This window comes from Microcystis sp. LE19-41.2A, assembly GCF_027530405.1.
GTDB classification, from domain to species: Bacteria; Cyanobacteriota; Cyanobacteriia; order Cyanobacteriales; family Microcystaceae; genus Microcystis; species Microcystis aeruginosa.
This window is the reverse complement of record NZ_JAPZQJ010000148.1, coordinates 1-11,325: the sequence shown is the minus strand read 5'-3', so window position 1 is coordinate 11,325 and position 11,325 is coordinate 1. Positions and strand designations below refer to the sequence as shown.

Here is an 11,325-nt window from a genome sequence, read left to right as displayed (position 1 = left end):
CCCTTATATAGAAAGGCATTTAGCGATTTTTGTCAATTGTTTTTTATCTAGAGCGAACTAATCAATTAAGTCTCTTGCCAGATAAGGATTTAGTCGATTTATGCCCCCCTATCGAACCATAACAAGTAACGAAGAGCCAAGAAATAGATTATTTCCTGGCAGTAGAAAAGCGATCTTTTTCTGTAAAAATCCTTAAATTAAGGACTTTAATAGCATCTGCGATTAAAAACTCACTTTTGCGGGAGATATAATAAAAAAGTAAGCTATTAGCTGCCAGTCTTTTTCTCCCTATCTCCCTATCTCCCTATCTCCCTATCTCCCTATCTCCCTATCTCCCTATCTCCCTATCTCCCTATCTCCCTATCTCCCTATCTCCCTATCTCCCTATCTCCCTATCTCCCTATCTCACTGATAACTGATAACTGATAACTGATAACTGATAACTGATAACTGAATTAGTTTCTCACTGCTTCTGTTTCTGCTTCTTTGGGAACAACAACTGGCAATCCTCTGACTGTTTCGATTTGATAAATAACGCGACTTAATTGGGAAGGACAACAGAGAGGATCCGTATCTTTATAGCGATTAAAAACCACAATAATTCGATCGCTATTTTGTAAAACAATTCTCTGAGATGCACCATCAGTGCGGGAATCCATCGGTCGCGGGGAAAGAGTGCCAGCGAATTTACCATCGACAAAAACAAAGTCTTGATAACCCATTGGTCGGCACATTCCATCCACTCCACTCATGGCCGAAATAACGCTAGTTTTACCATAGGTTTGCACGGACCCGTACAGTAACCATCCTGCTTTATTAAGTGCTTGATCATTGGCAGTAATTGCCGGACGAACCTGTTCACGACACTGGTTATCAATCACGGTTTTAACGGGAGATTTGGGGATAGGTGCCTTGGCTTTATTCCAATTAGTTAACGGTCGATCAAACCAAGCTCGCGGAGTCTCTTTTTCTGGGGTTTGGCTAATAACTTCTAATAGCTTCCATGTTTCCGAATTTTGATTATTAGCTGGATTGGAGACGGTTTCAATGCTAACTTTAATTTGATATAAAAATCCTGGTTTATAATCAAATCCCTCGATACTATTGGCGAACAATCTCCAGTTTTCCTCTGGTTTTTCTCGTATCTGTAAACAGTCTTTGGTTGGTCCTTGGCTACAGGGTTGTTTCCTAGAATTGATATAAATTGTCTTTTCCGTGCGCGTGGTGGTCGGTGCGGGGGTAAAAGTGAGGATTCCTAAACCTTCGGGAGTACGATAAAATAACTGTAAATCGCCTTTAGCTGTCACTTGGAATTGTTCCACTCCTTGCAAGGCGGCCAGATATTGATTTTCTTGTTTCATCTGCGGTTCCGGACAAGCTTTTTTGGTAGTAGCGATCGCTTGGTTGATCTGGAACGTGCCATTATTGACTTGATAGCCGGTATTATACTGGTTGCATCCGGCCGAACCACTGAGGATATTTTTCTGGAAAGCGGCAGTAATTTCCGTTTCTTTGACCAAACTTCCGGCTGTCCACCCCCTTAGTTTCCATCGAGTCCCCTCCAAAGGGGAAGTATTAGCGATCGCTGCTTTCCCCGCTAAAGCACAACTTAGGGCAATTGTCAAGAAAATTCCCGTTTTTTTGGCGTTCAAAATTGCTATTCTCCTCGTCAAAGCAACAATTGTATTATGGCGTGGGGTAATCGACTGAGTGGTTAGGATAATTTTTCGGATTTCTCTTTCTGACCATCCCGTGACGGATGAAGAGAGAACAAGTTCCCTCAAACCTTAACCCAGTCAGAAAGTCATCGTTGTCAATAATCACTTTTTGCCCTCAAATGGCCAAAAGTTGACCCCAGTTCACCTTAAGCAGTACAATAAAAACCTTGAGTGACCCCTTAAACAAAAAAAACATCATGGCACAAGGACAAGGATTCGGATTCGGTCTCGGTAAGATTAAAGAATTACAAGACGCTTTCCAAAAAGCGCAACAGGTGCAACAAGGGGCCAAAGTTCTGCAAGAAGAACTGGAAAATATGGAAATTCCCGGCCAGAGTGAAAATGGCTTGGTGACAGTCTATCTCAGTGGCAACCAAGAACCCCGGGGGATTGAAATCGATCCGGCTCTCCTCTCCCAAGATCTGGAGATTGTGGCTGGGTCTATTCTAGAAGCCATGAAAGTCGCCTATAGTGCCTCCACGGAAACCATGCGCAGCAAAATGGAAGAACTGACCAGTGGTTTAAATATCCCCAGTATGTAATCGCTTTTGACGGCAATGGTAAGATGGAAAGTTGGACTAACAAACAAGGAGGTTCAACTTTGCTGACTTTGGGTGTCAATATCGACCATGTGGCCACAATTCGCCAAGCGCGCCGCACCGTGGAACCGGATCCCGTGGCGGCGGCAGTTTTGGCCGAAATCGGTGGTGCTGATGGCATTACCGTTCACTTGCGCGAGGATCGTCGTCATATCCAAGATCGCGATGTGCGGATTCTCCGGCAAACGGTGCGGACTCATCTGAATCTGGAAATGGCCCCGACGGAGGAAATGATCGCCATTGCTCTCGATATTAAACCCGATTATGTCACCCTTGTCCCCGAAAAGCGCCAGGAAGTGACCACGGAAGGGGGGATCGATATGCTGGGCAATTTTGACCGTTTTTGTCGGGTTGTAGAGCGCCTGCAAGCGGCTAATATCCCCGTTAGTTGGTTTATTGATGCCGATTTTGCCCAAATTCAAGCGGCCGCTAATACGGGGGCGAAATTTATCGAACTCCATACCGGTCAATACGCCGAAGCACAACAGGAGAGCGATCGTCAAGCATTGTTAACAATTCTTAAAGAAGGTTGTGAATACGCTTCCTCTCTGGGTTTGCGGGTGAATGCTGGTCACGGTTTGACCTATTGGAATGTTTATGCCGTCGCCTGTTTGCCCAATATGGAAGAATTGAACATTGGTCACACAATTATCAGTCGTGCGGTTTTGGTCGGGTTGGAACGGGCTGTTAGGGAAATGAAATTGGCTATGCGTGGACAATTGTAAAAGCCATCAGCTATCAGCTAATCTCCCGACTAACGAACAATTACACTGAAAAATTAAAGGAAAGATGATGACAACTTATTATTATTTGGTAGCCAGTCAAAAGTTTTTAGAAGAAGAAGCGATCGAAAAGGAAGTTTTGAAGGAAAGAATCAGGAATTATCAAGAAAAAGGTCAAGAAATTGATTTTTGGTTAATTGCCAATCCAGCTTTTTTAGATACCCCCGCTTTTGCCGATATCAAAAACAAAACTCCCCAACCGGCAGCGGCGATTGTTTCTCTCAATCAACAGTTTATTACTTGGCTAAAATTGCGTCTAGAATACGTTATTACTGGACAGTTTGAAGCTCCTTCCGATAGTATTCCCGAACCGTTAAAATAACCCTTTTGGACTGTGGTAAGTAAGTGGTTCTAATTAAATAGAAGATAGATTTTGGGTTCGATCCCCCCTGCCCCCCTTGATAAGGGGGGTGCCGATAGGCGGGGGGATCCCCCTTAATAAGGGGGGTATCTGACGATTTTTAACACCTACCTACTTAGCTTACTGTAACAAGGGAAAATTGCTAGTTTTTGTCTGTGGAAGAAAATACAGACGAGGCAATCATCACCAGCTGACTTTGCCTTGGAGCTTGCTAATTTTTCCCTGACCGATTCCCGATACTCGATCCAAATCTTCTAGGGAAGTAAAGGGTTTTTGTTGCCGGGCAGCGATAATTTTTTCGGCTAATTTGCCACTGATACCGGGTAAACTATCTAGTTCTTCTCGCGTGGCGGTGTTTAAATTAATTAAGCGATCGCTTTTAATTGTTACAGATTGGGGGCAGTTTTTTCTATCTTGTTCGATCCGATTTTTAATAGTTTCCGGCAGTCCTAATTTAGCGGTACGGTAAAGATATTGAAATTCTCGATCGAAATGAGCGGCAACGGTGGGATTATCGATAATAACTAAAGCTTCATCGTTTTGATGGTTAGCGGCTCTTGACCAATTATGAGAACCAGTAATCACAATTTTATCATCGATTAAACCGAATTTATGGTGTAATTTATCTCCCCGGGCTAGATCGGGAACTCCTACGGTATTAATTGGGTTTTGCCAAGGCTGATTATCTGGTTCATAACGACATTTATTACTGAGAGCAACTCCTAATAAATCTAATCCTTCGCTATAGTATCGGAAGGCAAAACTAGGATCAATTAAAGCTTTAATTTCTATCCCTTTTTGATGTCGTTGGGCGAGAATATTAGCTAAAGGCTGTTCCGTCAGGACAAACAGGGCTAAATTCACGGATTTTTTAGCTTGATTTAAAGTTTCACCGATCAGACCATTGCTAGTAATTGCCCAGGGATAAGCGGTAGAATCGGGGGAAAATTTGACCGTCAGACTACTATTACCGATAGTAATTGTTTGTGGTTTTCTCTGGGGTTTATCTAAGCCAAATTTAGGACTATCTTCCCTTCCCCACATCAGATTAAATTCTCTTTGAAAAACTCTAGCTAGTGGGGGATTAGTAATTACTAATAAGTGATTGGCATTCCCGACAGTTTTGGGATTAGAAAAGTCTCCATGAATATCACTTAAGGTATAGTTAGCTGAACTGATTAAAGTAGTGTGATTGTCAAGAACCATGAATTTATGGTGCATTAAACCGCTACCTTTTGAGCGATCTGCACTATCATCAATTAGGGGAATACCCGCTTTTTTGAGGATAGTAATTGCATCTCTTTGGGCGATTTCCTCTGGACTTAATTTACCATCTCGATTTATGTCAACTAAATCAAAAAGGTTTTGATAACGTTCCTGTTCTCGATCGCTTGATTGTTCTTGGTTTTTGGCTAAAGTATGAATAGGTTTATTGTAAATATTTTCGAGGATAACCCTAACTTTAATTCCCTGCTGCTGACGAGCAACTAAAGCTTGAGCGATGGCGGGTAAACGTAACTCTTGCACAGCTAGATCGATCGAACTTTTGGCCGAGTTGATATTATCAATAATAACCTGTTCTAAATTATCCCCCGGGCGATTAATTTGGCGATAGGGATCGGTATAATTTGAACCCTGGGCTTGATTATAATTAAAATAGACTTGAATATATTGATCTTGGGGCAAGGGTTGGGGACGATTTTGGATAACATTCAGAGAATGACAGCCACCCAAAAGAAAAACTGTTCCTAACAAAAATCCCAACTGTCCCATAGGCCGAATTTTTTTTAATCTCAATTTATCTATTGCCATTTTTGTCCACATAATTATCATTACCCTAGGATTCAGGAGGGAATTTTTACCTAAGGAGGTTCTCGGAAATCTGTATGTACTAAATTGATTATAATCAATCCTGATTCTAGATTGAAGACGATGGCTTTGTCTTTGATTGCTTAAATCGCTGACCAAAGATGTGACATCTAGTTAGGGAATTTTGTTATAATCTGGGGAACAATAGCACTGTTCTTCTAGATTTGGGTTTTACCATGACTGAACTTTTACCCCAATGCAGTAATCTGGCTGGTAATGTTAACAGTATAATTGAACTATTAAAAGGCGAATCCTCTCTCCGCAATCAACAGGATACCAGCAAGATAGAAATTGCCCTACAAAAAGCCATTTCTCCCAAATTTGAAATCGTTTTCGCCGGTGCTTTTAGTGCTGGGAAATCAATGTTAATCAATGCACTTTTAGAGCGAGAATTGCTGTATAGTGCCGAAGGACACGCAACGGGTACGGAATGTTATATTGAGTACGCAGAAGCTGATGAGGAAAGAGTGGTTTTAACCTTTCTCAGCGAAGTAGAAATTCGTACTTTAGTCGATACCGTCTGTCAAAATCTGCAATTAACCAATCCCAGTAACATTAATTCCCCCGAATACTGTAGTCAGTTAAACCAATACTGTCAAAAAATTATCGAACAGGAAGGGGGAGAAGGCAAATCCGAGCGAGCTAAACAAGCTCAGGGTTTAAAATTATTAATTGAAGGATTTACTCAAAATCGTGAGCGGATCCATACGCTGCATAATGCCACCTATTCCATGGAACAATTTCACTTTTCTAATTTAGCAGAAGCGGCAAGTTTTGCCCGTCGTGGTAGCAATAGCGCCGTCTTAAAACGTCTAGAATATTACTGTCATCATCCTCTCCTTAAAGATGGTAACGTTTTGGTAGATTTGCCCGGTATTGATGCCCCAGTCCAAAAAGATGCCGCCTTAGCCTATCGTAAAATAGAGCATCCTGATACTTCGGCAGTGGTTTGTGTTTTAAAGGCTGCTTCTGCGGGAGAATTAGCCACAGAAGAAACGGAATTACTCGAAAAAATTCGCTCTAATGCTGGTATTCGTGATCGAGTTTTTTATGTTTTTAACCGCATCGATGAAACCTGGTACTCAGCCCAACTAAAACAGCGTTTAGAAAACCTAATTCAAACGCAATTTCGTGATACTTTCCGCATTTACAAAACCAGCGGACTTTTAGGGTTTTATGGGTATCAGGTGAAAAATCAAACCAATATTAATCAGCGTTATGGTTTAGATTCTATCTTTACCGAAAGTGTTAAAAATTTAGGAGGAGAAGAAGAAACACCGCAATTTGTCAGCGAGTTTAATAACTATTGTGCCAACTCCGGTAAATTACTGGCAACTCCCTTTAAAGTTTCCATCCACGGTTATGAAACTCCTAATAAAAATTACTTCCGAGTTTTAAGCGAGTGGGGAACTCCTTTACTAGAGCAGTTAATTGCTGATAGCGGTATCGAAGAATTTCGCACGGCAATTACTCGTTATCTCACGGAGGAAAAGCGTCCGCAATTGTTTGCTAATTTAGCCGATGATTTACAATCTCTCTGCATTACTCTCAAAAATTATTATCAAGGGATTTATAGTGATTTAGAAAGTCAACCACGAGAAATTGAGGCGATGAAAGCTCTGGAGTTAAATCACCTCAATCAAGAGTTAAAGGAAGTGGGAGAGAAATTAACTAAACATATCGATGGTTATGTCAATGCTGTCGTGGTTAATAGCGATGAAAACTTTGAGGAAGACTTTAAGAAACTGAAAGCGAGAATGGTATCAAGATTGGATGAGTTATTAAATACTTTTTCTGTTAAAAATGCTTACTCGCAAGCGACTTTAACTCATCCTCGCAATGCTACAGCACCTTTATTAGCAGTATTAGTGGAAGCTTTTTATTATCTGTCTAACCAGCTAGAAGATGTGTTAATTGAGGAGTCAACCAGTTTAATTAGTCGCTTTTGTCAGCGTCTTTTAGATGCGGTAAGGCAAGGTGATTATTATCGGCAAGTATATCGTTTATTGGGTAACAATGGTGGCATAGAAAATCAGCTAAAACAGCTAGAATTGCAGTTAATTCATGCCTTGATTTCCGAAGCAAAAACTGAGTGCGATCGCTATGTACGAGAAAATCATAATTTTTACAACGAAGGCACTTTTTCGATCTTTCAATTTCGGCAAACTGTGCAACAAACTGCCCAAGGTTATGACTGTGAAAGTATTCTTGCTGCCGAACCTGCTATCCGTCAATTACTTAAGTTAGATTTTGAGCCAAAAGTATCAGCGACAATTCATAAAAATTTCCGCCAAACTGTTAATAATACTCTGAAAAATCAGTTGATACCAATGGCAAAAAAACAAGCGGATACTATTCTACAACAGTTCAATCAAGCTCGTTCTTATCTAGAACAAACTTTAGAACAGGAAGCGGCGGAAAAAATTGCGAATAATGCCCGCAAACAGGAAGAAATTCACCAAAAAATTGAGGATTATAACCAAGCGATCAACTCTCTCAATACTTGTTTAACTGCTATGGGTTTACAGAAAAATAATTTACCTGTAATTGGTGAACAAGAATTAGAGATTGTCCCTGAAGTTGTTAATCACTCCAGTAATTAATATGGGGAGTGGGAAGGTGGGAAGTGGAGGGAAAACCATCCATCTATCAAAAACCGATTTGCTGTCAAAGCAAAAAATTAATTAAAATTAAAACTCATCGGGGGATAAGCGATCGAAGTCTTGTTATTCTTAAACTGGTAGGTTGCGAGATTTTTTTAGGCTCGCAGCTGAACCCGATCAACCGATAACCGATAGAGGGGTGCAGAATGGGAGAATGGTTAGATTTTATCGATGAAGTGGTCACTGTTAATGGCAAAGGTGAGGAAATTAAACGGGAAAAAGTCACTAATCGAGGTTATAAATATTTTTTAAGCAAAAAAACCTTTTTAGAAATGATTTCTATCCCTAGCGGTCAATACCTCATCGGTGCGCCCAAAAGCGAGTTAGGCTGGAAATTGAGTCAAAGTCCCCAATCTCCGGTTAATATTCAGGCTTTTTGTCTGAGTCGCTACCCAATTACCCAACGACAATGGCGCGAGGTGGCAAAATTAGAACCGGTAAATATTGAACTTAATCCCTATCCGGCCCATTTTGAAGGTTATGATCGCCCAGTAGAACAAATTAACTGGTGGGAAGCGGTGGAATTTTGCGATCGCCTATCCCGTCTCACCGGACTCAATTATCGTTTACCCGCAGAAAAAGAATGGGAATACGCTTGTCGGGGGGGTACATCAACCCCCTTCCACTTTGGCCCGACAATTTCCACTGATTTAGCCAACTATTCCGGGGTGGACTGGGATTATGGCGGGAAAGTGTGCAGTTATGGTCGTTATGGGGAAGGTTCCCTAGGATGCGATCGCAGAGAAACCACACCAGTGGGAATGTTTGCCGTCGCTAACCCTTTCGGACTCTACGACCTGCACGGAAATGTCAGGGAATGGTGTGCAGATTACTGGCGCGATAACTACGAAGCAGCCACAATAGAAGATAAAGACAGACGAGTTTTACGCGGGGGTTCCTGGAATGATGGCCCTAACAAATGTCGCTCGGCCTACCGGGTCAAATTTCTGGCTACTGCTGGACTCTATGATATCGGTTTTCGTGTCGTTAGCGATAATTCCCCTTTATAGAACCGATCAATCTTTGTGTCCTTTGTGTCTTTGTGGTTAGTTCCAGTCGCTCGCTGGCAGGAATGTGTCTTAGAGTACATTTTACCCACCAAACCCAAGAGAGCCGATAGTGTTTCTTGGGGACTTCTGGAGTTTTCGAGGATGAAACGGGAATTAGAGAATTTATTGGGACGGAAAGTTGATTTGCTAACGAAAAAATCGATCGAGCAGAGTCATAATTGGATTCGTCAACGAGAGATTTTAGAGACAGCACAAGTGATTTATGTGGCGGGATAAGGCTTTTTTACTAGATATTGTCCGAGCCGGTCAATTAGCTCAATAATTTGCCGAGCAACTGGCAAAATTGGCAGGTGTTGGTCAGACAATTTTTAAAAATGTACCGCTCCTCGATCGAGAGTTAGAATTGATTTTAGAGACAATAAAAGTGATTTAACCAAATGATTGCTAACTTTGACCATAACTATCTTTCCCCGGAAGATTATTTAGCAACGGAGAGAATAGCCAAGGATAAACACGAATATATTCGCGGTCAAACCTACGCCATGGCTGGTGCAAGTAAAGCCCACGGTATGATTATTATCAACTTAGCCACACTTTTAAAAAACCGGCTGCGGGGTAGTGGTTGTCTGGTCTATGCCACAGATATGAAAGTTCGTCTAGAAATAGCTAATAGTTATTTTTATCCCGATCTTGTAGTTACTTGCGACTCGCGAGATAATCAGTCTTTCTCGGAAGATTTTATCCGTTATCCGCGCTTGATTGTAGAAGTATTATCCCCCACTACGGCTGCCTTTGCTCGCAACGCGCTCGCGAAGCGAGATCGGGGTGATAAATTTGCCGACTATCGTTCCCTTGAAACTTTAGAAGAATACGTTCTTATCAGTCAAGAACGCATCAGTGTGGATTGTTTTCGTCGCAATGACGAAGGATTCTGGGTTCTTTATCCCTACAGCAAAGGAGCAGATATTTATCTAGCTAGTATCGATTTTCACTGTGCGATCGAATCTTTATACGAAGATATAACAGAAATCTGTTAAAAAATCAGATCAGTTTTTTTCTGTTTACTATTTACTTTTTACCTGATTAATGCTTGTCATCCTCTCCGCTATTATTCCAGTGGGTTTTATCATCCTCATCGGTGTGATAGCAGGAAAAGTTCTCACTGTTGAAGTGCATTCCCTTTCCCAAATCACGGTGTATATTCTTGCCCCCGCTTTGGTGATTGATGGACTCTATCGCACCACTTTATCCGGCAGCAATATCGGTTTAATTCTCCTAGGCTTTGCTCTTATCTCACTGGTAATGGCGATTGTCGTCGAAATTATCGCCTATTGTCTCAGTCTCGATGCTGATACCCGCAAAAGCCTCATGGCTGCCGCCGTGATGCCCAATAACGGTAATATGGGTTTACCTGTGGCTAGTTTCGCCCTGGGTGCGGCTGGACTGGAAAGAGCGATAATCTATATGATTGGCTCTAGTATTCTTTTATTTGGTATTAGTCCCGCTTATTTGCGAGGAAAAAGCTTTCTTTCAGGATTTCGCTTAGTTTTTCAATTGCCCTTAATCTGGTCAATTTTTATCGGCATTAGCTTTCAAACTTTCTCTTTTCATCTTCCCCTGCAATTAGATAAAAGTGTTAGCTATCTAGGACAAGCGGCAATTCCTTTGGCTTTAATTATCCTAGGTATCCAATTATCTCAGCAAAAATTAGCGATCGGTAAATTAGAATTATTAGGAGCCGGTTTGCGTCTTTTAGTCGCTCCTCTTTTGGCATTTGCGATCGGCAATAGTTTAGGATTAACCGGTATGGATCTAAAAATTCTCATCCTACAAAGTGCCATGCCCACCGCCGTTAATACTGTCATTTTAGTCACAGAATTCGGTGGTTCGGCCGCTTTAATGGCCCGCACAGTTGTGGTCACTACCCTTGCTAGTTTTCTGACTATTCCTTTCTTTCTTTGGTTATTAAAAGTCTATTTATAATTAGGGTTTGCTGACAAAGTTTGTTGGTGGAGTCAGGATTCAGGATTCAGGAGTCAGGAGTCAGGAGATAGGAGTCAGGAGTCAGGAGATAGGAGTCAGGAGTCAGGAGATAGGAGTCAGGAGATAGGAGATAGGAGTCAGGAGTCAGGAGATAGGAGATAGGAGTCAGGAGATAGGAGTCAGGAGATAGGAGTCAGGATTCTCCGAGTCAGGAGATAGGAGTCAGGATTCAGGATTCAGGATTCAGGATTCAGGATTCAGGAGATAGGAGATAGGAGATAGGAGATTATTTTATTTATTCTCCCCACACCCCACACCCCACACCCCACACCCCACACCC

Annotated in this window: 10 protein-coding genes; 8 read left to right on the top strand and 2 right to left on the bottom strand. The window is 41.7% G+C overall.

Annotated features, from left to right (window positions below; translation table 11 throughout):
* Window positions 1-455: 455 nt before the first annotated feature.
* On the bottom strand, window positions 456-1,652 hold the full coding sequence (locus O9290_RS06300; protein ID WP_288086825.1) for a DUF4377 domain-containing protein: 1,197 nt from the start codon (window positions 1,650-1,652) through the stop codon (window positions 456-458).
* 263 nt (window positions 1,653-1,915) lie between these two features.
* Here O9290_RS06300 and O9290_RS06295 point away from each other — a divergent pair, with 263 nt between their 5' ends.
* The 3 genes from O9290_RS06295 to O9290_RS06285 all read left to right on the top strand — a co-directional run bounded on the left by O9290_RS06295 (window position 1,916) and on the right by O9290_RS06285 (window position 3,421).
* On the top strand, window positions 1,916-2,260 hold the full coding sequence (locus O9290_RS06295; RefSeq protein ID WP_002761406.1) for a YbaB/EbfC family nucleoid-associated protein: 345 nt from the start codon (window positions 1,916-1,918) through the stop codon (window positions 2,258-2,260).
* Between the two features lie 59 nt (window positions 2,261-2,319).
* The gene (locus O9290_RS06290; protein ID WP_288057450.1) at window positions 2,320-3,042 is read left to right on the top strand and encodes a pyridoxine 5'-phosphate synthase; all 723 of its coding nucleotides are present in this window, start codon (window positions 2,320-2,322) and stop codon (window positions 3,040-3,042) included.
* 67 nt (window positions 3,043-3,109) lie between these two features.
* Complete coding sequence (locus O9290_RS06285; RefSeq protein ID WP_002761404.1) at window positions 3,110-3,421, top strand: MgPME-cyclase complex family protein; 312 nt, start codon at window positions 3,110-3,112, stop codon at window positions 3,419-3,421.
* 222 nt (window positions 3,422-3,643) lie between these two features.
* Here O9290_RS06285 and O9290_RS06280 read toward each other — a convergent pair whose 3' ends face one another.
* A complete protein-coding gene (locus O9290_RS06280; RefSeq protein WP_288086823.1) occupies window positions 3,644-5,284 on the bottom strand; it encodes a DUF655 domain-containing protein in 1,641 nt (546 codons plus the stop codon).
* A gap of 221 nt (window positions 5,285-5,505) precedes the next feature.
* On the opposite strand from O9290_RS06280, the gene O9290_RS06275 reads away from it, so the two are divergent.
* The 5 genes from O9290_RS06275 (at window position 5,506) to O9290_RS06255 (ending at window position 10,985) form a co-directional block, all read left to right on the top strand.
* Window positions 5,506-7,932 (top strand): dynamin family protein, encoded by a 2,427-nt coding sequence (locus O9290_RS06275; protein WP_288054632.1) that lies wholly within the window; start codon window positions 5,506-5,508, stop codon window positions 7,930-7,932.
* Between the two features lie 206 nt (window positions 7,933-8,138).
* On the top strand, window positions 8,139-9,002 hold the full coding sequence (locus tag O9290_RS06270) for a formylglycine-generating enzyme family protein (protein ID WP_288054630.1): 864 nt from the start codon (window positions 8,139-8,141) through the stop codon (window positions 9,000-9,002).
* A 15-nt stretch (window positions 9,003-9,017) separates the two neighbouring features.
* Window positions 9,018-9,278, top strand: a complete 261-nt coding sequence (locus O9290_RS06265; RefSeq protein ID WP_502846449.1) for a hypothetical protein — start codon at window positions 9,018-9,020, stop codon at window positions 9,276-9,278.
* Window positions 9,279-9,439: 161 nt separating this feature from the next.
* Window positions 9,440-10,039 carry a Uma2 family endonuclease gene (locus O9290_RS06260; protein WP_288054628.1) on the top strand — a complete coding sequence of 200 codons (600 nt, stop codon included), beginning with the start codon at window positions 9,440-9,442 and terminating at the stop codon, window positions 10,037-10,039.
* A gap of 49 nt (window positions 10,040-10,088) precedes the next feature.
* Entirely contained in the window at window positions 10,089-10,985 is an 897-nt protein-coding gene (locus O9290_RS06255) for an AEC family transporter (RefSeq protein ID WP_288054626.1), read from the top strand.
* Window positions 10,986-11,325: the final 340 nt, after the last annotated feature.

Bases quoted from the DNA above. Each gene is read 5' to 3' on its own strand.
- O9290_RS06295 (WP_002761406.1), top strand. From the start codon at position 1,916: ATGGCACAAGGACAAGGATTCGGATTCGGTCTCGGTAAGATTAAAGAA.
- O9290_RS06285 (WP_002761404.1), top strand. From the start codon at position 3,110: ATGACAACTTATTATTATTTGGTAGCCAGTCAAAAGTTTTTAGAAGAA.
- O9290_RS06280 (WP_288086823.1), bottom strand. From the start codon at position 5,284: ATGTGGACAAAAATGGCAATAGATAAATTGAGATTAAAAAAAATTCGG.
- O9290_RS06275 (WP_288054632.1), top strand. From the start codon at position 5,506: ATGACTGAACTTTTACCCCAATGCAGTAATCTGGCTGGTAATGTTAAC.
- O9290_RS06270 (WP_288054630.1), top strand. From the start codon at position 8,139: ATGGGAGAATGGTTAGATTTTATCGATGAAGTGGTCACTGTTAATGGC.
- O9290_RS06260 (WP_288054628.1), top strand. From the start codon at position 9,440: ATGATTGCTAACTTTGACCATAACTATCTTTCCCCGGAAGATTATTTA.
- O9290_RS06255 (WP_288054626.1), top strand. From the start codon at position 10,089: ATGCTTGTCATCCTCTCCGCTATTATTCCAGTGGGTTTTATCATCCTC.